Source organism: Neisseria wadsworthii 9715, from assembly GCF_000227765.1.
Lineage (GTDB): Bacteria > Pseudomonadota > Gammaproteobacteria > Burkholderiales > Neisseriaceae > Neisseria > Neisseria wadsworthii.
Genome location: NZ_JH165159.1, coordinates 1,803,732 through 1,830,521, shown reverse-complemented (window position 1 = coordinate 1,830,521; position 26,790 = coordinate 1,803,732). Strand labels below are relative to the sequence as shown.

27 protein-coding genes are annotated in these 26,790 nt (G+C 48.6%); 13 read left to right on the top strand and 14 right to left on the bottom strand.

What is annotated here, in order from left to right:
• Positions 1-8: 8 nt before the first annotated feature.
• From HMPREF9370_RS08410 to HMPREF9370_RS08385, 6 genes are all read right to left on the bottom strand, one after another.
• Positions 9-680, bottom strand: coding sequence for a response regulator transcription factor (locus HMPREF9370_RS08410; RefSeq protein WP_009117027.1), 672 nt, complete (start codon positions 678-680; stop codon positions 9-11).
• Position 681: 1 nt separating this feature from the next.
• Positions 682-1,329 carry a tellurite resistance TerB family protein gene (locus tag HMPREF9370_RS08405; protein ID WP_009117026.1) on the bottom strand — a complete coding sequence of 216 codons (648 nt, stop codon included), beginning with the start codon at positions 1,327-1,329 and terminating at the stop codon, positions 682-684.
• 98 nt (positions 1,330-1,427) lie between these two features.
• Positions 1,428-1,988, bottom strand: a complete 561-nt coding sequence (locus HMPREF9370_RS08400) for an undecaprenyl-diphosphatase (protein WP_009117025.1) — start codon at positions 1,986-1,988, stop codon at positions 1,428-1,430.
• 210 nt (positions 1,989-2,198) lie between these two features.
• Positions 2,199-3,989 carry an aminopeptidase P family protein gene (locus HMPREF9370_RS08395; RefSeq protein ID WP_009117023.1) on the bottom strand — a complete coding sequence of 597 codons (1,791 nt, stop codon included), beginning with the start codon at positions 3,987-3,989 and terminating at the stop codon, positions 2,199-2,201.
• 85 nt (positions 3,990-4,074) lie between these two features.
• A complete protein-coding gene (locus tag HMPREF9370_RS08390) occupies positions 4,075-4,470 on the bottom strand; it encodes a rhodanese-like domain-containing protein (RefSeq protein WP_009117022.1) in 396 nt (131 codons plus the stop codon).
• Between the two features lie 75 nt (positions 4,471-4,545).
• Positions 4,546-6,069 (bottom strand): fumarate hydratase, encoded by a 1,524-nt coding sequence (locus HMPREF9370_RS08385; protein WP_009117021.1) that lies wholly within the window; start codon positions 6,067-6,069, stop codon positions 4,546-4,548.
• A 239-nt stretch (positions 6,070-6,308) separates the two neighbouring features.
• Here HMPREF9370_RS08385 and trkA point away from each other — a divergent pair, with 239 nt between their 5' ends.
• Both trkA and HMPREF9370_RS08375 read left to right on the top strand, forming a co-directional pair.
• Positions 6,309-7,703, top strand: coding sequence for a Trk system potassium transporter TrkA (gene trkA, locus HMPREF9370_RS08380; RefSeq protein ID WP_009117020.1), 1,395 nt, complete (start codon positions 6,309-6,311; stop codon positions 7,701-7,703).
• An 89-nt stretch (positions 7,704-7,792) separates the two neighbouring features.
• Positions 7,793-9,256, top strand: coding sequence for a TrkH family potassium uptake protein (locus HMPREF9370_RS08375; RefSeq protein ID WP_009117019.1), 1,464 nt, complete (start codon positions 7,793-7,795; stop codon positions 9,254-9,256).
• A 93-nt stretch (positions 9,257-9,349) separates the two neighbouring features.
• Here the strand turns inward: HMPREF9370_RS08375 and HMPREF9370_RS08370 are convergent, their stop codons facing one another.
• Genes HMPREF9370_RS08370 through HMPREF9370_RS08345 form a run of 6 tightly spaced genes read right to left on the bottom strand, consistent with a single transcriptional unit; the run spans position 9,350 to position 15,612 of the window.
• Positions 9,350-10,009: a MarC family protein gene (locus tag HMPREF9370_RS08370; RefSeq protein WP_009117018.1), complete on the bottom strand. Its 660-nt coding sequence runs from the start codon at positions 10,007-10,009 to the stop codon at positions 9,350-9,352.
• A gap of 2 nt (positions 10,010-10,011) precedes the next feature.
• The gene (gene rodA, locus HMPREF9370_RS08365) at positions 10,012-11,184 is read right to left on the bottom strand and encodes a rod shape-determining protein RodA (RefSeq protein ID WP_009117017.1); all 1,173 of its coding nucleotides are present in this window, start codon (positions 11,182-11,184) and stop codon (positions 10,012-10,014) included.
• Entirely contained in the window at positions 11,181-13,217 is a 2,037-nt protein-coding gene (gene mrdA / locus HMPREF9370_RS08360) for a penicillin-binding protein 2 (RefSeq protein ID WP_009117016.1), read from the bottom strand. Before mrdA ends, rodA begins: the two co-directional genes overlap by 4 nt.
• A complete protein-coding gene (gene mreD, locus HMPREF9370_RS08355; protein WP_009117015.1) occupies positions 13,214-13,711 on the bottom strand; it encodes a rod shape-determining protein MreD in 498 nt (165 codons plus the stop codon). Before mreD ends, mrdA begins: the two co-directional genes overlap by 4 nt.
• Positions 13,708-14,562: a rod shape-determining protein MreC gene (gene mreC, locus HMPREF9370_RS08350; protein WP_009117014.1), complete on the bottom strand. Its 855-nt coding sequence runs from the start codon at positions 14,560-14,562 to the stop codon at positions 13,708-13,710. The genes mreD and mreC overlap by 4 nt, the downstream gene beginning before the upstream one ends.
• 21 nt (positions 14,563-14,583) lie before the next feature.
• Entirely contained in the window at positions 14,584-15,612 is a 1,029-nt protein-coding gene (locus HMPREF9370_RS08345; RefSeq protein ID WP_040667079.1) for a rod shape-determining protein, read from the bottom strand.
• A 240-nt stretch (positions 15,613-15,852) separates the two neighbouring features.
• Between HMPREF9370_RS08345 and gatC the strand changes: the two genes are divergently transcribed.
• From gatC to HMPREF9370_RS08320, 5 genes are all read left to right on the top strand, one after another.
• On the top strand, positions 15,853-16,143 hold the full coding sequence (gene gatC / locus HMPREF9370_RS08340; protein WP_009117012.1) for an Asp-tRNA(Asn)/Glu-tRNA(Gln) amidotransferase subunit GatC: 291 nt from the start codon (positions 15,853-15,855) through the stop codon (positions 16,141-16,143).
• A gap of 100 nt (positions 16,144-16,243) precedes the next feature.
• A complete protein-coding gene (gene gatA / locus HMPREF9370_RS08335) occupies positions 16,244-17,698 on the top strand; it encodes an Asp-tRNA(Asn)/Glu-tRNA(Gln) amidotransferase subunit GatA (protein ID WP_009117011.1) in 1,455 nt (484 codons plus the stop codon).
• An 87-nt stretch (positions 17,699-17,785) separates the two neighbouring features.
• Complete coding sequence (locus HMPREF9370_RS08330) at positions 17,786-17,992, top strand: hypothetical protein (protein ID WP_009117010.1); 207 nt, start codon at positions 17,786-17,788, stop codon at positions 17,990-17,992.
• Positions 17,993-17,997: 5 nt separating this feature from the next.
• Positions 17,998-18,816 (top strand): DNA adenine methylase, encoded by an 819-nt coding sequence (locus tag HMPREF9370_RS08325; RefSeq protein WP_009117009.1) that lies wholly within the window; start codon positions 17,998-18,000, stop codon positions 18,814-18,816.
• Positions 18,806-19,621 (top strand): DNA-methyltransferase, encoded by an 816-nt coding sequence (locus HMPREF9370_RS08320; RefSeq protein WP_009117008.1) that lies wholly within the window; start codon positions 18,806-18,808, stop codon positions 19,619-19,621. Before HMPREF9370_RS08325 ends, HMPREF9370_RS08320 begins: the two co-directional genes overlap by 11 nt.
• Before the next feature lie 16 nt (positions 19,622-19,637).
• Here the strand turns inward: HMPREF9370_RS08320 and HMPREF9370_RS08315 are convergent, their stop codons facing one another.
• A complete protein-coding gene (locus HMPREF9370_RS08315; RefSeq protein WP_009117007.1) occupies positions 19,638-20,342 on the bottom strand; it encodes a MutH/Sau3AI family endonuclease in 705 nt (234 codons plus the stop codon).
• Positions 20,329-20,568 (bottom strand): helix-turn-helix domain-containing protein, encoded by a 240-nt coding sequence (locus HMPREF9370_RS08310; protein ID WP_009117006.1) that lies wholly within the window; start codon positions 20,566-20,568, stop codon positions 20,329-20,331. The genes HMPREF9370_RS08315 and HMPREF9370_RS08310 overlap by 14 nt, the downstream gene beginning before the upstream one ends.
• 116 nt (positions 20,569-20,684) lie before the next feature.
• Here HMPREF9370_RS08310 and gatB point away from each other — a divergent pair, with 116 nt between their 5' ends.
• From gatB to HMPREF9370_RS08280, 6 genes are all read left to right on the top strand, one after another.
• Positions 20,685-22,112 (top strand): Asp-tRNA(Asn)/Glu-tRNA(Gln) amidotransferase subunit GatB, encoded by a 1,428-nt coding sequence (gene gatB / locus HMPREF9370_RS08305; RefSeq protein WP_009117005.1) that lies wholly within the window; start codon positions 20,685-20,687, stop codon positions 22,110-22,112.
• A gap of 188 nt (positions 22,113-22,300) precedes the next feature.
• Entirely contained in the window at positions 22,301-23,434 is a 1,134-nt protein-coding gene (gene zapE / locus HMPREF9370_RS08300; protein WP_009117003.1) for a cell division protein ZapE, read from the top strand.
• A gap of 113 nt (positions 23,435-23,547) precedes the next feature.
• The gene (gene ndk / locus HMPREF9370_RS08295) at positions 23,548-23,973 is read left to right on the top strand and encodes a nucleoside-diphosphate kinase (protein ID WP_009117002.1); all 426 of its coding nucleotides are present in this window, start codon (positions 23,548-23,550) and stop codon (positions 23,971-23,973) included.
• A 65-nt stretch (positions 23,974-24,038) separates the two neighbouring features.
• The gene (gene rlmN, locus HMPREF9370_RS08290) at positions 24,039-25,127 is read left to right on the top strand and encodes a dual-specificity RNA methyltransferase RlmN (RefSeq protein ID WP_009117001.1); all 1,089 of its coding nucleotides are present in this window, start codon (positions 24,039-24,041) and stop codon (positions 25,125-25,127) included.
• A 24-nt stretch (positions 25,128-25,151) separates the two neighbouring features.
• Complete coding sequence (gene pilW, locus HMPREF9370_RS08285; RefSeq protein ID WP_009117000.1) at positions 25,152-25,916, top strand: type IV pilus biogenesis/stability protein PilW; 765 nt, start codon at positions 25,152-25,154, stop codon at positions 25,914-25,916.
• Positions 25,917-25,927: 11 nt separating this feature from the next.
• On the top strand, positions 25,928-26,788 hold the full coding sequence (locus tag HMPREF9370_RS08280) for a helix-turn-helix domain-containing protein (protein ID WP_009116999.1): 861 nt from the start codon (positions 25,928-25,930) through the stop codon (positions 26,786-26,788).
• Positions 26,789-26,790 lie beyond the last annotated feature (2 nt).

Below are 26,790 nucleotides of genomic sequence, written 5' to 3'. Positions count from 1 at the left end.
GAAGCGGTTTAAGCGGGAGACTTGGGCACCAGCCAGCCGACGCCGCGCACATTTTTAATGCTTTCGGCACCCAGTTTTTTGCGCAGCGCGTGAATCAGATAGTCGATGGCGTTGCTTTCCACTTCTTCGCCCCAGCCATAGATTTTATCTTCCAGGCTGGCGCGCGACAATATCATGCCCGGATGTTGCATCAATGCATAGAAAATGGCGAACTCTCGATTGCTCAGGGTGACCGTTTCGCCGGTTTTGACATGGCGCGCCTGATAAGTGGCGGGGTTGAGCGACCAAATGCCGTTGTCCAGTTCGGTGTTGGCCGAGCCGCTTTGCCGCCGCAACACCGCGCGCATACGGGCAAGCAGTTCGCTCATGTCGAAAGGTTTGATAACGTAGTCGTCTGCGCCGCCGTCAAGGCCGCGCAGACGGCTGTCGATATCGTCGCGCGCGGTCAGGATAATCACCGGCAATTGGTTGTCGGCGGCGCGCAATTCCGCCAATACTTCCAAGCCGTCTTTTTGGGGCAAGCCTAAGTCCAGCAACACCAAATCATATTTTTGAGCATTGAGCGAACTTAATGCGAGCAGGCCGTTTTTTGCCCAGTCTACGGTATATCGCGCATCTTTCAGGCTGCCCGACACCGCCTCTCCGATCATGGTATCGTCTTCAACCAAAAGAACGCGCATTTTAGAAACCTGCCTGTTTTTCCAAGTGTTCAACCAAGCCTTCATCGAGGTTCAACGCTTGTGAAAGTTGGGAAAGAAATACAATTTCTTTGCGGGCCAAATCGCCGCATATCATACGGGCGGCCAGATAAGCTTCGGCAGCTAAAGCGGGATTGGCACCGATGTCGCGTGCAATGTCGGCGGCGCTGGCGGGGCGGGTAACTTCGCTGGCAATCCATTGTTGGGTTTCGGCATCATCGCCTACTTCACTGTGAATCAGTTGGCGCTCTGCATCGTCAATTAGGCCGTCGGCAGCTGCGGCGGCAATCATAGTACGCAAAATCACGCGGCTTGCATTTTCGGCTGCGATGCCGGTTGGCGCGAATTCGGTTTGTTCTAAGGCCGGTGCGGCAGCGCTTTGCGAGTTTTTATTGTTTTGCCAGCTTTGGTAGGCATGATAGGCCAAAGCGCCCAGTGCAGCCATCGAACCGGCTTGCACGAGGGTTTTGGTGTTTTTCTTTTTGAGCAATGATGAAACCAAGCCGAGTGCGGCGGCGCTGCCTCCGATTTTGGCCAATGCTCCTTTGTTACCTGAAAGGATATTGCCCGCCTGACCGGCATTTTTTTGTACGGAACCTAAAACTTGATTAAGCAGATTATTGAAATTCATCGTGTTTCCTTTTATGAGATTGGGCGAAATGTATTGAATTAAATATAGTGCCGATTGTTTAAATTACCATACTTTGCCTAAGAATCAGGTTTTCAGCTTTATGCCTGTCTGAACGGTATTTTCAGACAGGCGTTTTCTATAAATACTATAGAGTAGGCGATGCTTGCTGCAATTAGTGAAACGGCAAATGCGCCCGCTATGTCTAAAGGCCAATGTACGCCGAGGTATATGCGTGCCCAAGTAATAGAAAGCGCGGAAGGCAGCCAAAATATGCCGAATAAGCGGGTTGCCGGCATGAAGCAGAGGGGTAATACGCCTGAAAACATGGCGGTAAGGTGTTTGCTTGGAAACGACGAAGAGGTGCCGTGTTCTAAGAAATTGGTGCCTAAGCCTAGCTCGAACAGGCGCGGATGGTAAAAGCCTTTGCGGATTAAATAGCTGATGCTGATGCCGAGCAGAATGCTGGCAAATACGCTTAAATAAACACGTTTATTACGGCGGTGTTTCCACGTAAGATAAATTGCCAGTGTGATAAAAAACACGACCACCAGATGTTCTGCAAGCCATATGGCCAGTTGGATGTTGATCGGGTTTGCATCAGGAGGGGCATTGAATAACAAGAAAACTTGTCGGTTGAAGGTATTTAGGCTTTCCAACATTCGGATTTAAATTCCATTTGATTGAATTGATAAAAATAAACACAGTTTGCGATGATTATAGGGATGGAAAATTAGGGTTGAATTAGGAATATCGGCAAGTATGGCTTGCTTTGTGTCGCCTGTATGGTTTGTGGCTTTATTCTTATTATCGTGATTAGGTTTTAAAATCATCAATGCCTGTCTGAAACGATATTCAGACAGGCATTGATGTTAAATAGTTCGCGTGCGTTCAATCAACCACGCTTTTGCTTCGCCTTCTGTTAACGGCTCAAGTTTCTCAAACACGGTGGCGTGGTAGTTATTTAACCAAGCGGTTTCTTCGCTTGTGAGTAGGCCGGTGTCGATTAAGCGGGTGTCTATCGGGCACAGGGTTACGGTTTCAAAGCAAAGGAAGGTGCCGAATTCGGTTTCCTGCGGTTGGGCAACGGGGCGGTTGACGATTAAGTTTTCGATGCGGATGCCCCATTTGCCCGGCCGGTACAGCCCCGGTTCGTTGGATGTGATCATGCCTGATTTCATGGCGGTTTCAGGCTGCGGCATGGCGCGGTAGGAAATCATCTGCGGGCCTTCGTGTACATTGAGAAAATAGCCGACGCCGTGACCGGTGCCGTGACCGAACTCGCATTGTGCCTGCCATAAAGGCATGCGGCATACTGCATCAAGTAGGGGCGCGGGCAGGTTTTCGGGGAACACGGCGCGGGCAAGGGCGATATGGGCTTTGAGCACTTGCGTGTAGTCGCGTTTTTGCTGGCTGCTCGGCGTGCCGACGGGAACGACGCGGGTAATATCGGTGGTGCCGCCTTCATATTGTGCGCCCGAATCAATCAGCAAAAGGCCGTTGCCGCAGATTTGGCTGTACGCTTCGGGCGTGGCGCTGTAATGCGGCAGGGCGCCGTTGGCGTTGAAGCCGGCAATGGTGCCGAAGCTGGGTGAAATATAGCCGGGTCGTCGGCTGCGGTGGGCGGTCAGCATATCGCTGATGTCCAGCTCATTCACCGGTTCGCCGTTTGCCAGCTTGCGCTCGAACTCGGCAAAAAAGCCGCACAAGGCCGCGCCGTCTTCTATCATGGCTCGGCGGATGTGTTCGATCTCGCTGTCGGATTTAACGGATTTGAATAAAGTGCTCGGGTTGGTGTGTTCAATCAGCTCCACATTTTCAGACAGGCATGCCAAGCTGCTCACGGCTACTTTGGCCGGACTGAGCAGAAGGCTGCCTGAAAGTTGGGCTATGGCTTGCGGCAGATGATGATAATCGGCGGTGCGGATGCCTGCGGCTGCAAGGTGGGCGCGTTCGGGTTGGCCGAGTTTGGTGTCGTCAACAAACAATACGGCCTGCTGCGCGTCAATCAGCAGGTGGGCGAGAAACACGGGGTTGTAGGAAACGTCGTTGCCGCGCAGGTTGGTCAGCCAGGCGATGTCGTCTAAAGCGGAAATCAGATGATGGCTGGCGCCTTTTTCCTGCATAAACGCCCGTACGCGTGCCAGCTTTTCTCGGGCGGTTTCTGCCGTGTAGCGGGCTTGATGGATGTAGATTTTTTCACGGGGTAGGGCAGGCCTGTCTGAATAGAAACTGTTGATAATGTCTTGCCCGTCGCGCAATGTGATGTTTTTTTTGGCAAAAGCCGCTTGAAGACGGCGCTTTTCCGCCAGCGAGAGCATGTCGGCTGCGATGCCGAGGGTGGCGTCGGCGGGCAGCTTTTCGGCCAGCCAATCGATGTGGTTGCCGTTTAACCCGAGCTTCTCAAGATGAATCCCGCTACCGGCAAGCTGCGTTTCGGCCTGTTCCCAATAGCGGCTGTCGGCCCACAGTGCGGCATCATCAGCGGTAACGGCTAACGTGCCGGCCGAGCCGGTGAAGCCGGAAACCCAGGCGCGGGTTTGCCAGTGTTCAGGCAGGTATTCGGAAAGGTGCGGATCGGCGGTGGGGATAATCCATGCATTAAAACCATTTTGTTTCATAGCGTTACGCAGTTGGGCCAAACGCCGTGCGGGAGTGGTCATAGAGTTTCCTTTGGTAAGAGCAAGTTTGTAATGCCTGTTTGAAAACCTTTCAGACAGGCATTATATTTAAGTAGGCCGCAAATCTTTAATGGTTTTTTTCGATCGGTGCGCCGCTTTCTTTCCAAGCACCGAAGCCGCCTTCGATATGGGCGACATTGGTCATGCCCATGTCTTGCAGGGTTTTGGTTGCCAGCGCGCTGCGCCAGCCTGCACCGCAAAACAGGATGAACTCGGTATTTTCGTTGGCAAAGATTGGTTTGTGGTAGGGTGAGTCGGGGTCAACCCAGAATTCGAGCATGCCGCGCGGGGCATGGAAAGCGCCGGGTACGCGGCCACCTTGCTCCAACTCGCGGATGTCGCGGATATCGATTAAGGTGGCCTTGCCTGCTTCCGCACGGCGGCGCGCTTCGTCAACGCTGTGGGTGGTAATCTGGCTCATGGCTTCTTCCACCAGCGTTTTAAATCCTTTGGTGATGGGCATGGTTTTCTCCTTTGTATTGATAAAATGAAGGCTGTCAGAAATGATTCAGACAGCCTTATTTAAACAAATGCCGCTTTAAGATTCAACCGGAATAATGCCGATTTTCGCCTGCCATTTTTTCGGGGCAATGGCATGTACGGATTGGCCGCTGCTGTCCACCGCCACGGTAACGGGCATGTCTTTCACTTCAAATTCGTAAATCGCTTCCATGCCCAAGTCTTCAAAGGCCACGACTTTGGCTTTTTTGATGGCTTTGGCCACCAAGTAGGCCGAACCGCCTACCGCCATCAGATAAACCGCTTTATTGTCGGCAATGGCTTCGCAGGCGGCGGCACCACGTTCGGATTTGCCGATCATGCCGAGCAAGCCGGTTTGTTCCAGCATTTGGCGGGTGAATTTATCCATGCGTGTGGCGGTGGTGGGGCCGGCAGGGCCGACCACTTCGTCGCGTACGGGGTCAACCGGGCCGACGTAGTAAATCAACTTGTTGGTGAAGTCTACCGGTAGTTTTTCGCCTTTATTGAGCATATCGACCATACGTTTGTGGGCGGCATCGCGGCCGGTGTAGATTTTGCCGTTTAAGAGCAGCACGTCGCCCATTTTCCATGTGGCCACTTCCTCTTTGGTGAGCGTATCTACATTGACACGTTTGCCGTTTTCAGGATTGTAGGTAATGTCGGGCCAATCTTCCAATGAAGGCGGTTCGAGGTGTACCGGACCTGATCCGTCCAACTCAAATTCAACGTGGCGGGTGGCGGCGCAGTTCGGAATCATGGCCACGGGTTTGGACGCGGCGTGTGTCGGATAATCCAGGATTTTTACGTCTAATACGGTGGTTAGCCCGCCCAAACCCTGCGCACCGATGCCCAGCGCGTTCACTTTCTCAAACAATTCCAAACGCAAGGCTTCGGTGGTGGACAGTTCTGCACCGGAAGCGGCTTTTTCCTGTAATTCGTGAATATCGGCGTGGCTCATTAGAGATTCTTTGGCCAGCAACATTGCTTTTTCAGGCGTACCGCCGATGCCGATACCCAAGATGCCGGGCGGACACCAGCCCGCGCCCATAGTGGGGATGGTTTTCAGCACCCAATCAACGATGGAATCGGAAGGGTTGAGCATGGCGAGCTTGGATTTGTTTTCCGAACCGCCGCCTTTGGCCGCGCAGGTTACTTCCACTTTGTCGCCCGCTACGATTTCCATGTGGATCACCGCCGGCGTGTTGTCTTTGGTGTTTTGGCGTTTGCCGGCAGGATCGGCCAAAACGGAAGCGCGCAAGGTGTTGTCGGGATGGGTATAAGCGCGGCGCACGCCTTCGTTTACCATATCGGCCACGCTCATTTGCGCGTCCCACTGCACGTTCATGCCCACTTTTAAAAACACGGTGGCAATACCGGTATCTTGACAAATCGGGCGGTGGCCTTCGGCACACATACGGCTGTTGACCAAAATCTGCGTCATCGCGTCTTTAGCGGCAGGGTTTTCCTCTTTTTGCCAGGCTTTGTATAAAGCTTGAATGTAATCAACGGGATGGTAATAGCTGATAAATTGGAAAGCATCGGCAATGCTTTGAATGAAATCTTCTTGTTTGATAACGGTCATTGATTGTGTTCCTTTGCGGTGGTTATTTGTTATTGCGATTTAATGTTTCAGACAGGCATTGCATGATGCGCGCAAAGCATGTTCGGCAGAGCATTATATTACATCATATTTCAGGTATTTGATAAGCAGATGCCTGTCTGAAACGGATTAATATTTCATATAGGGGCATTCGTTTCTTTGCTATTGCTTTTCCGTTTTGGTTTACAATAACGCTATTCGAGTAAACAAAATAATTAAACGTGAAAATTTTGATTCTTGGCAGCGGACAAGTCGGCTCAACCATCGCCACCAATTTGGCTCAGGATAATGATGTAACCATCATTGATGTGGACGAACAGGCCCTGAAAAAGATAGGCAGCAAGCTGGATGTGCAAACCATTGTGGGCAACGGCGCTTCGCCGGTGGTGCTGGAAATGGCGGGTGCGGCGGATGCGGATTTACTGCTGGCGGTAACGCGCAGTGATGAAACCAATCTTCTGGCCTGTAAAATCGCCGCGGATGTGTTCAATATCCCCGACCGGATCGCCCGTGTACGCCAAAGTGATTATATGGAATACGCTTTGGATAAAGACGATCTGGAAAACAGCCTGCAGATTTTCGGCGTAACCGATTCTATCCACCCCGAAGAGCTGGTAACCGATCGGTTGGTTGCTTTGCTCAGTTATAACAATGCCTTGCAAGTGCTCACGTTTGCCGACGAACGGGCAAAAATGCTGGTGGTGGAAGCGCATAACGGCGGCTTGCTGGTAAATAAGGAAATTTCCGAAATCAACAGCCATCTGCCGGAAGGCGTGGATTGCCAAATTTGTGCGATTTACCGCAACAACCGCTTAATCGTACCCTCGGCCAAGACCATCATTATTGAAGGCGATGAAGTGTGTTTTGTGGCAGACAGCCGTTATGTGAAAACCATTTTGCGCGAATTACGGCCTTTGGCTCAGCCCACGAAAAGGGTGATGATTGCCGGCGGCGGCAATATCGGTTATCGGCTGGCTAAGCAAGTGGAAAATATTTACGACATCAAAATCATTGAAAACAGGGCAAAGCGCGCCGAATGGCTGGCTGAAAATCTGGATAACGCTTTGGTGCTGTCGGGTTCGGCCACGGATGAAAACCTGCTGGCACACGAATATATCGACGAAATTGATGTGTTTTGTGCGTTAACCAATGATGATGAAAACAATATTATGTCGAGCCTTTTGGCCAAAGACTTGGGCGCGAGAAGGGTGCTGACCATCATCAACCGCTCGCGCTATGTGGATTTGCTCGAAGGTAACCAAATCGATACCGTGGTGTCGCCGAATCTGATTACTATCGGCCATATCTTGGCCCATATCCGCCGCGGCGACGTGGTGGCGGTGTATCCTTTACGGCGCGGTTCGGCCGAGGCGATTGAAGTGGTGGTACACGGCACGCCGGAAACTTCGGCGCTGGTCGGCAGGCGTGTTTCCGAGGTGAAATGGCCCAACGGCTGCCACTTTGCCGCTTTGGTTCGCGGTGACGAAGTAACCATGGGGCACAAAGAAGACGCGGTAATGGCCGACGGCGACCACATTATTTTCTTCGTATCCCGCCGCCGCGTGTTGCGCGAGCTGGAAAAGCTGATTCAGGTGAAAGTAGGCTTCTTCGGCTGATGTATCCGCATTTTCAGACAGGCATTACATCCTAATTTATTCTTTCAGACAGGCATTTAAACCATGCCTGTCTGAACACACCAACCACCATGCAAAACCGCAAAATTTTACCCATTATCCATGTGTTGTCGAAACTCGGCGTGTTTTACTCGCTGATTTTGATGATACCCACGCTGTTTTCCTATTTTTATGTGGACGGCACTTTCTCCGCTTTCGCCAAAACCGCATTTGTTACGCTTATCGGTTCGGCGCTTGCTTGGATGGCAACGTTGAATTTCCAGCGTGAATTGCGCCCGCGTGACGGCTTTACATTGGTGGTGATGCTTTGGCTCGGATTTGCAGCCATTTCCGCCGTCCCTTTTTATCTTTACCTGCCAGGCATGAGCTATAACGAAGCTTTTTTCGAAGCCATGTCCGGCCTCACCACCACCGGCGCAACCGTTATCTCTAGCTTGGATACGCTGGCTCCCACTTTGAATTTCTGGCGCCATATGCTCAATTGGTTGGGCGGGATGGGGATTATCGTGTTGGCTGTGGCCGTATTGCCCATGTTGGGTTTGGGGGGAACACAGCTTTTTAAAGCCGAGATTCCGGGCATAGACAAAGACAGTAAAATGGCACCGCGCATTTCGCAAGTGGCGAAAAAATTGTGGATTTCGTATTCCGTGATTACCGTTTCCGCTTTTTTTGCATTGCGTTGGGCGGGCATGAGCTGGTTTGACGCGCTGTGCCACGCTTTATCTGCCACGTCTTTGGGCGGTTTTTCTACACACGATAGCAGCATTGCTTATTTTAATTCGGTGGTCATTGAAAGCGTGTTGATCGTAGTAACCATTTTGGGCGGCATTAATTTTGCCTGCCATTTTGCCGTGGTGCGAGAGCGTTCGCTTAAAAGTTATTGGAGTAACCAAGAAAGCCGGGTCATGCTGGTGTTGATGGCCGTAAGCATCATCGCATCGAGCCTGTATTTGTGGTACAAAAATTACTATGCGAGCTTTGAAGAAGCACTTCGCTTCGTTAGCTTTAACTTTGTTTCTATCGGTCTGGCCAATGGTTATGCCAATTATGATTTTGCCAAATGGCCGCTAATCGTATCACTTTGGATGTTTTTCCTCTCCAATATTCTGGCCAACACCGGCTCTATGGGCGGCGGTGTAAAGATGGCGCGCGTGGTTGCTCTGGCGAAATTCAGCCTGCGCGAAATGCTGCTGCTGCTGCACCCGAATGCAGTGCGCACAGTAAAAGTGAACAAACGCCTGATTTCCGAGCGAACGGCGCTGGCCGTGATGGCGTTTATTTTTGTTTATTTCATGACGGTGATTTTCTTCACATTTGCGCAAATGGTTGCCGGATTAGACTTTATCACTGCGTTTACCGCAACCATTGCCTGCATCACCAATGCCGGCCCGGGTTTGGGCAGCGTGGGCCCCGCGCACAATTATGCGGATTTAACCGTGGTGCAGAAGTGGCTGTGCTGCATTGTGATGCTGCTCGGGCGTTTGGAAATTTTTACCGTGTTTATTTTGTTTACACCGGCTTATTGGAAGAAATAAGTTTGCTTGCGGTAGGATTAATTTAGATAGATGCCTGTCTGAAACTTTTTCAGACAGGCATTATTGTGACGGTTTCCGGGATTTCCCTAAAGCTTATCCGGCAAGCTGGGGAAACAAGCCTTTCAAACCCGCCACCACAATTTCCACAGACACCGCGGCCAGCAGCATGCCCATGATACGGTTGAGAATGGTTAAACCGGTTTCTCCTAACACGTTACTGATTTTGCTGGCGGCCAGCAGGGTAATGAAACAGATAATACTGATAATCGCGCCGGCCGCAACGATAAACAAAGTGTCGTGCAGGCTTTTTGCTGCCGAGGCGTAAATCACTACGGTAGAGATGCCGCCGGGGCCAATCATCATGGGGATTGCCAGCGGCACCACGGCAACCGAGGCGGCGCTTTGGGTGGGGTGCTTGGGTTTGACGGTAATTTCATTGCTTTCTTCTACACCGATTTCCGGTTTGGCCGGGTTACTGCCGGCGCTCATCATGGAAATGGCGATTAAAAAGACCAAAAGCCCGCCACCCACTTGGAAAGCACCTGTGCTGATGCCGAAAAGACGCAGAATCCAGTTGCCTGAAAAAGCGAATACTGCAATCACGATAAACACGCTCAGTGAGGCAATTTGCGCCACTTTTTTCCGCTCTCGTGTACTGTTATTGCGGGTGAGGTCGAGAAAAATCGCCAGTGCGCTGAACGGGTTAATCAAAACCATAAAGGCGAGTATGAGTTTGCCGATTTCCATGCCCATTTTTAATGATTCCTAAATTGTTCCTTATTGTTTTCAGTTTGGCTTCGAGCCTGATCTTTGCATTCTTTAGAAATACCCATCAGAATCGCCAGAATGATCATGACAGAAAGAGTGGCGGTGCCGCCGTAACTCACCAAAGGCAGCGGTACTCCAACTACGGGCAGAATGCCGCTAACCATGCCCATATTGACAAAGGCGTAGCAAAAAAATGTCATCGTCAGCGCTGCTGCCAATGTGCGGCTGTAAAGTGAATCTGCTTGTGCGGCAATATAAAGCCCGCGGCCAAGTATCAGCAGATAAACCAACAGCAGTAGCAAATTACCGACCAAACCGAATTCTTCGCCGTAAGCCGCTAAAATAAAATCGGTGGTGGCTTCGGGGATGTAGTCGAGATGGGTTTGTGAACCGTTTAGCCAGCCTTTTCCCCATATGCCGCCGGAACCGATGGCAATCATGGATTGCAATATATGGTAGCCGGCACCGAGCGGGTCTTTGGTTGGGTCAAGCAGCGTTAGAATCCGGGTACGCTGGTAGTCATGTAAGCCGTAATTCCAAATTAATGGGAGTGATGCGGCAAAACCGGCAAGCGCCAGTAAGATGATTTTCCAGGGCAGGCCGGCGAAGAAAATTACGAATACGCCCGAGGCCATAATTAAAACGGCGGTACCTAAATCCGGTTGTTTGAGAATCAGTGTAACAGGTATGGCTGTGATCAGAAGGGCGGCTAAATAATGAAACCAGCGCAATCTATCTTCATAATGCTGCAAAAACCATGCAATGGTCATAGGGAGGCCGATTTTCATGATTTCGGAAGGCTGTATGCGGGTAAAACCCAAATCAAGCCAACGGGTGGAGCCGTTTACGGTAATGCCGAAGAGTTCCACACCCACCAGCATCAGCACCCCGGTGATATAAATCGGTAAAGCAAACTTCGACAAGGTTTTAGGCTGTTGCCAGGCTATGATCCAAAGCAGGATAAAACCGATAACGGTATGCACTGTTTTGTTTTCAAGCTGGCCGAAGGTCTGACCGTCGGCAGAATAAAGTAGAAACATGCTCATAATATAAATGGCGAGCATGGCATACAGCAGCCAGGCATCTAGCGGCTGCCAAATGAAGTGTAATGCTTTTTGCAGCTTATTCTGCAATTCCGGGGTTGATTTTGCTTTATTCATGGTAATGTTGATCCCGGATTGTCTTCGGGAAAAATGCCTGTCTGAAAACCGGGCAGTGGTGTCAGCGGTGTTGTTTTTGCTTGGCCGTTGAGAGCCGGTGCAGATGCCGGAGGCTGATTGGCTGCAGCTGTTTCGATAGCCGTTTGATTGCCCAAGCCATTAAGATTCAAAAGATAATAATCCATCAAACGGCGTACTAAAGGCGCGGCGTGCGCGCCCCAGCCGCCGTTTTCCAAAATCAAGGCAACGGCGATTTTAGGGTTTTCTATCGGCGCAAATGCAATAAACCATGCATGGTCGCGGTGTTGTTCGCGCAAAGTGGCGGCATTGTAGCGTGCTCCTTGTTTGATTTGCACAACTTGTGCAGTACCTGTTTTCCCGGCGAGCGGATAAGGTGCGCCGCCGATGCGCCAAGCGGTGCCGCCAGGACGTGTTACCTTTTGCATGGCCTGTTTCACATATTCAAAGTTTTCCTGCTTAAACGGAATCTGTCTGCTCGCCTGCGGCTCAATCACAAATTTTTCTTTGTTGGCATAATCCAGAATTTCTTTGACCAGATGAGGGCGGAACACTTTACCGTTATTGGCTAATGAAGCTGTGGCATGCGCCAGCTGCAATGGCGTATAGGCGTTATAACCTTGGCCGATGCTGACCGACACCATTTCTCCGGGTCTCCATTTCCGTTCAGTGGCAGGCAGTTTGGCGAAGCGTTTTTCCTTCCATTCAGGGGAGGGCAGAATGCCGCGGTATTCATTAGGAATATCGATGCCGGTTTGCTGGCCGAAACCGAATTCTGCCAAGTATTTGCCCAATTTTTCAATGCCCGCTTCATAACCCAGTCGGTAGAAAAAAGTGTCGGATGAAACTTGGATGGCCTTGCTTAAATTGGCAGAGCCATGCCCTCTGCGCACGGAATCGCGGAACACGTGGCGGCTGCCCGGAATACTCCACGCTCCGGGCGCGGGGATGACGGTTGTTTGCGTGATTTTTCCGCTCTCAAGCAAAGCCATGCCCATGAAGGGTTTGAAGGTCGAACCCGGGGGATAGAGGCCTTGTGTAACCCGGTTTAGCAGCGGGCGTCGCCAGTCTTCATTCAACTCTTTCCATGTGGTTGAATCAATGCCGTCGATAAACAGGTTGGGGTCGAAAGAAGGTTTGGATACGAAAGCCAACACGCCGCCGGTTTGCGGGTCGATGGCAATGGCTGCACCACGCCTGTCTGAAAAAATGCGGTCAACTTCTTGCTGCAAGCGGATATCCATGGCCAGTTTGAGGGTGAGGCCGTTTTTAGGTTCCTCATTGTTTAAAACGCGCACGATATTGCCGTGGGCATCTTTTTCTACACGTTGGTAACCGGGCGCACCGTGAAGCTGGTTTTCATAATAATTTTCCAAGCCTGTTTTGCCGATGTGCGTGCTGCCTCGATAAAGTGCGCGGCGGTTGTTTTCATTGAGCTTTTCCTGGTCTCGGTCGCTGATGCGGCCGATGTAGCCCAAGAAATGGGCTGTGAGCGCGCCGTAAGGATATTCGCGGAATGTACGGGTATTGATTTCCACTCCTTGAAACTGTGAAAGGTGTGGAGCCAGGCGCGAAGCTTCATCTATAGATAATCTAAGCTTGAGCGGCACTTTTTCATACGAACGGAATTCGGAGCGGAATTTCTTGAAGCGGGTTAAATCGGCTTCAGTAATATCAACATAGGATTTCAACGCTTCGATAGTGGCATCAATGTGTTTGTTGCCAATGGTTTTGGGACTGAGTTCCAGAGAAAACACGGGATAATTGCGTGCCAGAACCACACCGTTGGCATCCACGATTTCACCACGTACAGGCGGGGTGGGAATCAGGGAAATACGGTTGGAAGCTGCTTGAACCGAATATTCTTCGTGCTTAAATATTTGAAGATAAAAGAAATTGGCTGCCAGTATGCAAAATGAAAGAACAATAACGCAAAAAGCAACCCCCAAGCGGCGGTTGAAGTCTTTATTGGGCATGCGTGTTTCAGTTGCCTGTTGGGTAGCTGTTTCTTTCATTTTGTGAAGCGGTTAAAGAAATATTTCAAAATCTTATCAATTAAAGGCCAAAGCAACATGCCGCTTAATGCTGCGAGCATACTTTCTAAGTGAACCAATTGCCGTTGATTGACTGCATGGATAAACAGTAACAATACGTGGATAAGCAACAAGACAACCAGTACGCCGATAAGCTGCCGCGCGGGTGTATTAAGTCTGCTCATAAAGCCTGGAAGTTGAAGCAAAAAAATGCCCGTAACGTAGGCTAGAGCATATTGCCCCAGCGGCGTGGCTGTGCCGGCATCAACAGCGAGCCCGATTAAAAAAGCGGTAAACAGGCCGAATGTTTGCGGGCGGTAAAGCGCAAGAAAAATCAACACTAAGGCGCTGAATTTGGGCAGCCAGAAAAAAATATCGGCAGGAAGCGGTATAAAATCCAGCAATAATGCCCCTGCTAATGTTAAAACAACAGGTACAATCGGCAGGCGGGTTTGGGAAAGACTGAGATTACTCATGGTTGGTCAGTTGCGGTGGAAGCTGCCGGTTTTTGAGATAAAACCAAAAGATATTTGCTGGATTGCAAACCGGAAGATGCTTCAAGTTTTGTTTGGTAGTAAGGTGTTCCTGAAGCTTTCGAAGCTTCTTTTACCCGAGCCACGGGAATACCGCCAGGATAAACACTGTCGATGCCGGAAGTGAGCAATATGTCGCCGGCTTTTAGATCGGCATCAGTGGGAAAATAGCGGAGGGAAATGCGGTTGCCGTCACCAAAAGTCAGGCTGCGCACACCTGTGCGCGCCACGGCTACGGGCACAAGCAATTCATTAGCAGAGATCAGGCGCAAATCGGCGCTGTAGCGGCGCGCTTGTGTGATTTGGCCTACTAAGCCATTGCGGTCAATCACGGCATCTCCTGCACGGATACCGCTTTCGCTGCCTTTGTCGATGACCAACAGGTCGGAGAAAGGATTGCTGCCGTTTGATACCACTTCGGCGGCCACTGAATCAGTAAAGTTAATCTGCTTTAAATTCAAAACGCTTTTCAATTCGCCTAATTCTTTTTCCAATGCTTCGTTTCTATGTGAAGCTATCTGCAATTTGATATTTTCTGTTTGCAAAGTTTGGTTTTGGCTTTTTAATTCGGCTTGTGAGCGAGCCAACAGGCTGATGTGTTCATATAGCTCAACAGGCTTGGCTGCAATCCATTGCAAGGGGAAAGTGAAAGAAGCTGCAATGCTGCGAACATGCTGTACCGCTTCAAACTTTTGATCCAGCATCAAAAGCGCGATGCTGGTCAGGCAGAGTGTGAAAAACTTGCCAACGGGCACGCGCTTGGGGCGGTCGAAGCTGAAAGACGGTTTTGCCATGATGTATAACAAAATTTTTTATTAAGGGATTTGTGACAAAATCGGATGTTGGGTTCCGATTAAATCCAATGCGTAGCCTGTTCCACGTGCTACGCAACATAAAGGATTTTCTGCAATTATTACCGGCAAGCCGGTAGCTTCTGACAATAAACGATCCATATTGCTCAAGAGCGCGCCGCCTCCGGCCAATACCAGCCCGCGGCTGATGATGTCTGAGGCAAGCTCGGGGGGAGTCAGCTCAAGAGAGGTGATAATGGCTTGAATGATTCTGTTTAGCGGGTCTTTGAGCGCTTCAAACACTTCATTCGAATTGATAGAAAATGTGCGGGGCGTACCTCTGGAAATGCTGCGTCCGGTAATAATCATACTTTCCACATTTTCAACAGGATAGGCGGTTCCGATGGTTTGTTTGATGTTTTCCGCAGTAACGTCTCCGATGATGACGCCGAATTCGCGCCGCGCATATAGAGTGATGGCTTCATCAAAAGCGTTGCCTGCGGTGCGGATCGAGTTGGCATAAACCACTTCGTTCATAGCCAAAATGCCGATTTCGGTTGTGCCGCCGCCGATATCGACAATCATGCAGCCGGCGGCTTCGTTTACAGGCAGGCCTGCGCCTAGAGCGGCAGCCATAGGCTCTTCAATCAAAAACACATCCGACGCGCCTGCAGCTTTGGCAGATTCAGCAATGGTTTTGCGTTCCACTTGGGTAGCCCCGTAAGGCACACAGATGACAACGCGGGAAGGGCGGCCTTCCGTGGCTTTACGGATGAAATGTTTGAGCATTTTTCCGGTAAGTTCAAAGTCGGCAATTACGCCGTCTTTCATCGGGCGAACAACGCGGATGGACGCAGGTGTGCGGCCCAGCATTTTCTTCGCTTCGGTGCCGATGGCAATGGTGGATTCTTGGTGATGCTCATTTTCCTGAACCGAGATAATAGAGGGTTCGTTGAGTATCACGCCTTTGTCTTTGGCATAGATAAGCGTATTGGCCGTACCCAGATCGATAGCCAGGTCGTGGGACAAAAAACGGTTGAAAAAGCCAAACATGAAAAGCCTTTTGTCTATCTTGAGGTTATATATTAAAAACATGATAAGGCATGGCGTTTTGACAGGTTTTAACATGTGATGCCTGTCTGAAAAACACCATGCCGGACGACTGGTTTTCGTTTATAATCCGCAATTCACGTGCCCGATTCAGTTAGGGTGCCGTGGTTAAAACGTATTATGCTGAATAATACCTCACTGAAGGTAATTTTGCTAATTATTATTTTTAAGGATTTACTTTAAATGGCCTTGACATTAGCTGATGTGGAAAAAATAGCCAAACTTTCACGCCTAAGCCTCTCAGAAGAAGAAAAAGCGCAAAATCTGCAAGAATTAAACGATATCTTCGCCATGGTTGAAAAAATGCAAACTGTTGACACTGAAGGCGTAGAACCAATGGCTCATCCTCACGAAGTGGCTTTGCGACTGCGCGAAGATACGGTTACCGAAACCGATCACGCAGCAGAGTATCAGGCCGTTGCCCCGGAAGTGCGCAACCGCTTGTATATCGTGCCGCAAGTGATTGAAGAGTAAAGTAAGATAAATGCTTTTCAGACAGGCATTCGCAAACTCTATGGAATATGCCTGTCTGAAAAGGTTTTAAATACATCTGACACAAGACAAGCAGATACCCATGACCCAATACACCTTAAAACAAGCCAGCGAACTGCTGCACAGCAAAAAAATCTCCGCCACCGAGCTGGCGCAAGAATACCTGAATGCCATTGATGCCCGAAACCCCGCCATCAACGGCTACATCACTTTAGACCAAGACCTCACCCTCGCCGAAGCCAAAGCCGCAGACGAGCGCATCGCCGCCGGCAACGCAGGCATTCTCACCGGCGTACCGATTGCTTACAAAGACATCTTCTGCCAAAAAGGCTGGAAAAGTGCCTGCTCCAGCAAAATGCTCGACAACTTCATTTCCCCCTACACCGCCACAGTGGTGCAAAACCTGCTTAACGAAGGCATGGTAACCCTCGGCCGTACCAATATGGACGAATTTGCCATGGGTTCGACCAACGAAACTTCGTTCTACGGCGCCACCCAAAACCCGTGGAATTTAGAAAACGTGCCCGGCGGCTCTTCCGGCGGTTCCGCAGCCGTGGTAGCGGCCCGTTTGGCACCGGCAGCTTTAGGCTCCGACACTGGCGGCTCCATACGCCAACCCGCCTCACATTGCGGCATCACCGGCCTGAAACCCACTTACGGCGTCGTTTCCCGTTTCGGCATGGTGGCTTACGCCTCCAGCTTCGACCAAGCCGGCCCGATGGCGCAAACCGCCGAAGATTGCGCCATTCTGCTCAACGCCATGGCAAGCTTTGACGAACGCGATTCCACCAGCTTGGAACGCGCCAAAGAAGACTACACCCGCGATCTGAACCAACCCCTCAAAGGCTTGAAAGTCGGCCTGCCCAAAGAATATTTCGGCGAAGGCATGAGCGCAGACGTACAAAAAACCGTTCAGACGGCCATTGACCTATTAAAAGCACAAGGCGCGGAAATGGTAGAAGTGAGCCTGCCGCAAACCGAGCTTTCCATCCCCGCTTACTACGTGCTTGCCTCCGCCGAAGCCAGCACCAACCTATCGCGCTACGACGGCGTGCGCTACGGCCACCGCGCCGAGCAGTTCGGCAACTTGGAAGAGCTGTACAGCAACACCCGAGCCGAAGGCTTCGGCAGCGAAGTCAAACGCCGCATCATGATCGGCACCTATGTACTCAGCCACGGCTATTACGACGCCTACTACCTGAAAGCCCAAAAACTGCGCCGCCTGGTCGCCAACGATTTTCAGACGGCCTTACAGCAATGCGACATCATCCTTGCACCAACCGCACCGACCGCCGCACCTAAACTGGGTAGCGACATCAACGACCCCGTGCAAATGTATCTGAGCGACATCTACACCATCGCCGTCAACCTCGCCGGCCTCCCCGCCATGACCCTGCCCGCAGGCTTCTCTTCAGAGGGCCTGCCGATTGGCGTGCAATTGATTGGCAATTACTTTGCCGAAGCGAAATTGCTGGGCGTGGCGCATCAGATGCAGTTGGAAAGCGATTGGCATATTAAGATGCCTGCTGGTGTTTAAAAAGGGCTACCTGAAAATAATGAGGCCGTCTGAAAAACCTCAGTCCGCCTTTGATATGATTCATTCGATTTAACAAGGTATTTAACCATGAGCATTTACCAAGAAGGCTTAAACTTTGATAGAACCGTAGATTTCTTTATCTCTTTTGATGAGGAAACTGAAGAATATGTAGTCGATATCTTCAATGCTCAAATTTCTGACAAAGACCAAGCGTATATTGAAACATTTGAATGTGAAAATTTTGAAGAAGCTTTGGAATTAGCCCAAAACTACAAATTGCTTATTGCCGCTTAATTCTAATGGCTTCTTCTAAACCTTTTTTAAAATGGGCTGGTGGGAAATTCAAACTTGCATCTTTTATTGAATTTAATCTGCCCAAACAACCCCGCAAACGTCTTATCGAGCCGTTTGCGGGTTCTGCTGCCGTGTCTATGGCTTTGGATTTTGAAGCCTATTTGTTAAACGACACCAATCCTGATTTAATTGGTTTGTTCCGCATACTCAAAGAAGAAAAACAACAGTTTATTGATTATGCGCGTTCGTTTTTTACCGTAGAAAATAATCAGGAAAGCCGCTTTTACGAATTACGGGGAAGATTTAATGCTTCTCAGGAATTAAGCGAACGTTCCGCTTTATTTATTTATTTAAATCGGCACGCGTTTAATGGTTTGTGCAGATATAACAACAAAGGTGCTTTCAATGTACCTTTCGGTCGATACAAAACACCTTATTTCCCTGAAATGGAAATGTTGGCATTTATCGAAAAAGCCAATCGTATTGAATTGATGTGTGCTGATTTTCAGACGGCCTTAAGTTTGGCAAATGGAGACGATATCGTGTATTGCGATCCGCCTTATGTGCCCTTGAGTGAAACAGCTTCATTTACCGCTTATGCTAAAGGCGGATTTGATTTAAATGACCAAACCCGCTTAGCCGAAACGGCAAAGCAAATTTCGATACAATCTCAAGGCGTGTTAATTTCCAATCATGATACAGCTTTTACACGGGAAATTTACAAAGAAGCACGGCTAGAAACCATTGATGTACAAAGAAATATTGCAGCTAAAGGCAGTAGTAGACAAAAAGTAGGCGAATTGTTGGCGATATATGGCGAGTGAATTTAACCGGCTAAAAGAAGAAGCAGTGGCTTACCATACCGGTCTCAAAAAATATATTTCAGACGGCCTCGTGATTTATAACGAAAATGCTTTAACTGTTATGCGCCGTATTTTGGATAAATATCCAAACGGCTGCTTCGATATGATTTTTGCAGACCCGCCTTATTTTTTGTCCAATGATGGTTTTACCTGCCAAAACGGGCAAATGGTTTCGGTAAATAAAGGCCGATGGGATAAATCTCAAGGATTGTCTGCCGATTTAGAATTTTATGAAGAGTGGTTACGCCTATCTTACGCACTATTGAAACCAAACGGCACAATATGGGTATGCGGTACTTATCATAATATTTATTTGATAGGCTATCTGATGCAAATCATCGGCTACCATATTTTGAACAACATTACATGGGAAAAACCCAATCCACCACCAAATTTATCCTGCCGTTTTTTCACACATTCAACTGAAACACTGCTATGGGCGAAGAAAAGCAAAAAGGCCAAACATACTTTTCATTATGATGTAATGAAAGCACAAAACAACGATAAACAAATGAAATGTGTCTGGCAAATTGCACCACCAAGTAAAGCAGAAAAAGCATTGGGCAAGCATCCGACACAAAAACCGTTGGCTTTGGTTGAGAGGTGCATTCAGGCAGCTTCAAATGTGGGCGATTTGATTTTTGACCCGTTTATGGGAAGCGGCACAACCGGGATAGTCACATTAAAAAACGAGCGGAAATTTTGCGGGTGTGAGTTAGAAACGGGATTTTTTGAATTGGCAAAGAAGAAATTAACGGCAAAATAATCTACCGTTAATATGATTAAATGATTTTATGAACTACCCAAGTGCCAGTCTGAATAGCTCTCATAAATTCCTTTTTAAAATAAAAGGCATGATTTTTATTGGAAACGTAGCGATTGTGAGTGGTTGAAAAAATCGGATTATAAGTGCCATCTGAACGTTTGGAATCTTTTGATCGGATTTGAATGAATTCTCCATTTGATGTATGGATAAACCCATCACTTAATTTCCGTATATCTTGATTTAGCAGTTTGCGAATAACAAGAAAATCTTTTTCAAGTTGTTGGTAAACCATAGGATTATGATCCAAGCAAATATGATACGCAGAGTGGATAAACCAATTATCAGGATTATCATTAACTTTGCAGATGGGTACATATAACATATTGCGGATTTTTTGGTAAACCCAGCTGTTTTTAAAAGTTAGCTCATCATTGATTAACTCATCAAATGAACTGGATATTTGAGAAATAAACATTGTTTCCAAAGGCTTGCCTGAAATATCCGATTTATTGGTTTTCAGTTCACCGTCTGTAAAATCGGTAAGGGAAGAAGTGTTTTTCAATCCAATAAGTTTTTCTAGAAATTGGCCTACACCACCTTTGTTGATCTTCATATCAAAAGGTAAGTATTCGGGAAAGCGATTTTGATACTCTGTTTTTAAGTCAATCAGCGGACGACCTTGATTTTCTTGTAAAAATGGATAAGCATCAATAAGTTTCATGATTTTCCTTGTCTAGAAAATTAACAAGTTGGGATAAGGGAATATGTAGAGCTTTAGCTAAGCGGATGAGATTGAGCAATGCAGGATTTCGTTCCCCACGCTCAATCATACCGATATATGTTCTATGCATACCTGCACGTTCAGCCAACTCTTCTTGACTTAAGTTTTTACTTAACCGAAGGGTTTTGACATGAGTGCCAAATAGTTTTAAATCATCTGTTTTCATGTTGGATATTTTGATTGTTTAGAAAGCCATTTCCACATACAATAAGTATCAATTTAAAGAAATGGTTTCATTTCAGATTCACTATTTATCATTACTATTTTAGAGAAAGACCTCCTATGACCTGGGAAACCGTAATCGGACTGGAAATCCACGTCCAATTAAATACCAAATCCAAAATTTTCAGCGGTGCTTCTACCGCTTTCGGTGCCGAGCCGAATGCGCATGCCAGTGTGGTGGAGTGTGCTTTGCCGGGCGTGTTGCCGGTAATGAACCGTGAAGTGGTGGAAAAAGCCATCAAACTCGGTTTAGCTTTGGATGCGAAAATCAACCGCAAAAACGTGTTCGACCGTAAAAACTACTTCTACCCCGATTTGCCCAAAGGCTATCAAATCAGTCAGTTGGATTTGCCGATTGTGGAACACGGCAAATTGGAGATTGTGGTGGGCGATGAAGTCAAAACCATCAACGTTACCCGTGCGCACATGGAAGAAGATGCGGGCAAATCGGTGCATGAAGGCTTGAGCGGTGCAACGGGCATCGACCTCAACCGCGCAGGTACGCCTCTGCTGGAGGTGGTTTCCGAGCCGGAAATGCGTTCCGCTGCCGAGGCCGTGGCTTATGCCAAAGCTTTGCACGGCTTGGTAACGTGGCTGGATATTTGTGACGGCAATATGGCGGAAGGCTCGTTCCGTATCGATGCCAACGTATCGGTGCGCCCGAAAGGCCAGCAGGAGTTCGGTACGCGACGTGAAATCAAAAACTTAAACTCTTTCCGCTTCTTAGAGCAAGCGATTAACTATGAAGTGGAAAGCCAGATTGAGATTTTGGAAGACGGCGGCAAAGTGCAGCAGGCAACGATGCTGTTCGACCCCGATAAAGGCGAAACCCGCGTGATGCGCCTGAAAGAAGATGCGCACGATTACCGCTATTTCCCCGACCCTGACTTGCTGCCGGTGATCATTTCCGACGAACAAATGGAACGCGCCCGCAGCGAAATGCCGGAGCTGCCGTCTGAAATGGCGCAACGCTTTATCCGTGATTTCGGCGTGAGCGACTACGATGCCCGTTTGTTAACCGCCAGCCACGCTCAAGCCGCTTTCTTTGAAACAGCCGCACAAGCCAGCGGGCAAGGCAAACTGGTGGCAAACTGGATGAACGGCGAGTTGGCCGCTACCTTGAACAAAGAAGGCTTAAGCCTGTCTGAAAGCCCGATTCAGGCCGACCGCCTAGCCGGATTGGTAGCAAAAATCGCCGACGGCACATTAAGCAACAAACTAGCCAAACAGGTGTTTGAAGCGATGTGGGACAGCGATTTGGATGCCGAAGCCATTATCGAGCGCGACGGTTTGAAACAGATGACCGATACCGGTGCGATTGAAAAAATCATTGATGAAGTATTGGCGGGCAACGCTAAATCGGTGGAAGAATTCAAAGCCGGCAAGGAAAAAGCCTTTAATGCGCTGGTGGGTCAAGTAATGAAAGCCAGCAAAGGCAAAGCCAATCCGCAGCAGGTACAGGAATTGCTGAAAGCGAAATTGGCTTGATAATGCCGCTTGTTAACACAATGCCTGTCTGAAAAGAAGTTTTTACGCTTTCAGACAGGCATTGTTGGAATATCCTGCGCCAAAATCCGCCAATTCAGGCGGGCTGCCGCTTTCACGGTTTCAGCAGCTTTCTAACTTCAGATTAAATCCACTATAATGCCGACATTATAAGGAAATTGACTACCTCTATGACACAGCAAAACGAACGTTTTATTGCGCCGGATTACGCAAACCACAGCCCGCTTACCTGGTATCAGGCGGCATCGACCAAACCGGGCTTTATCCGTGATGATGCACAGAAAAAAGCCATCGAGCACCTCGACCGTTTATGGACGGAATTGATGATGTTCAAACGCAAGCGCAACCGTTTTCTCGGGCGCAGCCTGCGCTCGCCGCAATTGCCGAAAGGGCTTTATTTTTATGGCGGCGTAGGACGAGGCAAAAGCTTTTTGATGGATGTGTTTTACGGCTGCCTGCCTTATCGCCGTAAGCGCCGCGTGCACTTTCATGCCTTTATGGCGGAAATCCACCAGCGCCTGCGCGGCTTGAAAAGCGAAGCCAATCCTTTAAAAGCAGTTGCTTCGGAAATCGCCCGGGAAACGCGGGTATTGTGTTTTGACGAATTCCATGTGAGCGACATTGCCGATGCCATGATTCTCGGCCGTTTGCTGGAAAACCTGTTCAACGAAGGCGTGGTGCTGGTTGCCACTTCCAACTATGCGCCTGCGGAGCTTTATCCGCAAGGGCAAAACCGCAGCAGTTTTCTGCCTACCATTGCTTTGCTGGAAGATAAGCTGACAATTTTGAATGTGGATGGTGGTGAGGACTACCGTTTGCGCACATTAAGCCCGGCCGAGGTGTTTTATGTGCCCGCCAATGACGAAAACGAGCAGAAACTGGGTGCGTTGTTTGCCCAAGTTACTGCTTCGCAAAAACAGCTCGATAAAAAAATTACCATTCACGGCCGGGAGCTGGAATGCAAGGGGCGTACCGAACGGGTGATTTGGTTTGATTTCAGAACCTTATGTTTCGGCCCGCGCTCGCAAGCCGATTATCTTTATTTGGCCGAGCATTACCAGATGGTGTTCATCTCGGGCTTGGAAAAACTCACGCCTGCAGAACGCTCGGAAGCACGCCGCTTAACTTGGTTGATAGACGTGTTTTATGATTATCGCGTAAAAGTATGCGCCACCAGTGAAGTACCTGCCGAAGAAATTTATATAGAAGGTGATTTTGCCAACGAATTTGTGCGCACGGTAAGCCGTATGGTGGAAATGCAGTCGGAAGAATATTTGGCGTTACCGCATTTAACTCTTAAATAGCTTATTAAATCAGATAAATAAATTTACAAAAAATATTACAGAATGCATCTGCAATCTTGTACAATATAGAACTTTGCTTTTTTACCAAGTCATTCAATATTAAGGAGCATTACATGAGTATCCAACGTACTTTCTCTATCGTTAAACCCGATGCAGTAGGTAAAAACAATATCGGCGCAATTTACAACCGTTTCGAAGAAAACGGTTTGCGCATCGTTGCTGCCAAAATGAAGCAATTGAGCAAAAAAGAAGCGGAAGATTTTTACGCCATTCATAAAGAGCGTCCTTTCTTCCAAGAGTTGGTAGAGTTCATGATCAGTGGTCCTGTAATGCTGCAAGTTTTAGAAGGCGAAAATGCCGTAGCCAAAAACCGTGAAATCATGGGCGCCACCAATCCTGCCGAAGCTGCTGCCGGCACCATCCGCGCAGATTTCGCTGCTTCTGTCGGCGAGAACGCCGTACACGGTTCAGACAGCCTTGAAAACGCAGCAATCGAAATTGCTTACTTCTTCAGCCAAAGCGAAATTTGCTCACGCTGAATCAGCGCATTGAAATGCCAAAGGCTGCCTGAATGGTTCGGGCAGCCTAAAGGTTTTTGAAATATATGAAAGCCAATTTATTAAATTATGATTTAAGCGGTTTAACCCAACATTTTGCTGAAATGGGTGAAAAACCGTTCCGTGCCAAACAGGTTATGCGTTGGATGCACCAAGCGGGTGCGTCTGATTTTGATGAAATGACCGATTTGGCAAAATCTTTGCGTGCAAAATTGCAGGACAAGGCAGAAGTCGGCGTGCCTGCATTGATGGCCGCACAAGAATCGAGAGACGGTACCCGAAAATGGTTACTGGATGTAGGTACCGGAAATGGTGTGGAAACTGTATTTATACCTGAAGCCGAACGCGGCACTTTATGTATCTCCTCTCAGGTAGGCTGTGCGTTGGAATGCACATTCTGCTCAACCGGCCGGCAGGGCTTTAACCGCAATCTGAGTGCGGCAGAAATTATCGGCCAGCTTTGGTGGGCGAATAAGGCAATGGGCGTAACCCCGAAAAATGAGCGCGTTATTTCCAATGTGGTGATGATGGGTATGGGCGAGCCTTTGGCCAACTTTGATAATGTGGTTACGGCTTTGAGCATTATGCTGGATGACCATGGTTATGGCCTATCCCGCCGTCGTGTTACCGTTTCTACTTCCGGCATGGTGCCGCAAATGGATCGTTTGAAAGAAGCAATGCCGGTTGCGTTGGCTGTGTCTTTACATGCTTCAAATGATGCGGTGCGTGATGAGATTGTGCCATTGAATAAAAAATATCCGTTGAAGGAATTGATGGCGGCTTGTCAGCGTTATCTGGTTAAAGCGCCGCGTGATTTTGTAACATTTGAATATGTTATGCTTGATGGCATCAATGATAAACCGCAGCATGCCAAAGAATTGATTGAATTGGTAAAAGATGTGCCATGTAAGTTTAATCTGATTCCGTTTAATCCGTTTCCGAATTCGGGATATGATCGTTCGAGTAACGATGCTATCCGTGTGTTTAAAGAGATTCTCCAAGAAGCCGGTTTTGTGGTGACGGTGCGTAAAACCAGAGGTGACGATATTGACGCTGCATGCGGCCAACTGGCAGGGCAGGTTCAAGATAAAACACGCCGCCAGCAGAAGTGGCAGCAATTGCTGGTGCAACAATAAATTTAGATAATTAAGGTAAGTGTGATGAAGCAATTATGGGCTCCTGTTTTATTGGCTGTGATGTTGGGTGCATGTTCAAGCAAAGGGTTTAAAAAACCAACTGCTAAAGAGCGGGCAGTAGAAGTGTCACAAATTCAGACTCAGCTGGCAGTGGAATACATGCGTGCCAAAGATTACCGTTTGGCAACGGCCAGTATCGAAGAAGCATTGAAAGCCAACAGTAAAAATGAGATGGCTTGGCTGATTCGCGCCCAGATTTATCAATTTTTGAAAGTGCCCGAGCGCGCTGAAGAAAGTTTTTTGCAGGGATTGGCGATTAAACCGGACAGCGCTGAAATCAATAACAACTACGGCTGGTTTTTGTGCAGTGTAAAAAATAATCCGAATGCTGCCCTACCTTACTTTGATAAGGCTTTGGCAGACCCAACTTATCCAAGCCCTTTTATCGCCTATCTGAATAAAGGGGTATGTAGTGCGAAAATGGGTCAATATTCTTTAGCGCAAGCTTATTTGGAGCGCTCCATTGCGGCGGCTCCCAATTTTGTTCCGGCTGTTAAAGAGTTGGCGCGCACCAAATTACTGGCTGGCGAATTAAACGAAGCCGATATGTATTTCCGGCAATATCAAAGCAGGGTTGAAATGCTTTCTGCTGATGATTTGTTGCTCGGATGGAAATTGGCCAAAGCATTAGGTAACGGTCAGGCTGCTTATGAATATGAAGCGCAGCTACGTGCTTTGTATCCTTATTCGGAAGAGTTGCAGTCGGTTACCGGTGGCGAAATAAAGTGAGAGAATCATAAATGAACATTAATCCGGATGCTCAAGAACTGGGCAAAATGTTGATTGCTCTGAGGGAGCAAAAAGGTATGACCTTGGCCGAAGTGGCGGAGCGTTTGAAATTGCCGGTGGATAAGGTTGCCGCTTTGGAAATGGGCGATTACCGTCAGCTGCCGGATATGGTGTTTGTACGGGGTTTTCTACGTGCATACGGTCGTTTGGTTCAAGCGGATGAAGCCGTGTTAACCGGACTTTTGGATAAAGTGGCTCCGGTTTCTGAAAAAAATATTTTCAGCGGTTATAAAAAGAGTGATAAAGAGCGCTATGCCTATCTGGAAGAGAAAAAAAGCTTTCCCGGCTGGATTGTCGCAGTATGTGCTGCGGCGGTTGCGGTAGGCGGTGTGTTTATTTGGCAGAGTAAATCTGCCACTCAGAAAGCGGCAGATGATATGCAGGCGCAATCTTCTACTGAGCAGGTTATGCAGCAGGCCACGGAGCTGAAGCAGAAAAATGTCACAGTTGTACCGATGGAAGAAGGTAATGTAGCAGCATCGGCTGCATCTGCCGCATCAGCCCCGGCGGTGTCGGCAGCTTCAGCAGCGTCGGCACCAAGTGATGAGCAAGAAACATTGGTGGTAGCTGCGGATGAGTTATACATCAAAGTTCGTTATCGAACCAAATTGGTTGTAAAAGATAAAACAGGCGCCGAACTGGTTAATCAGATTGTGCCGGCAGCCAGCGAGCATCGCTTCAAGGGTAATGCTCCGTATGATGTGCGCATCGGTGTGGTACACGGCAGCATTGTTAATTTCGGTGGGCAGGAAATTAACTGGGCACCCTATCTGGTCGGCCGCACAACGGCAGTATTTAAAGTAGGTCAATAAAC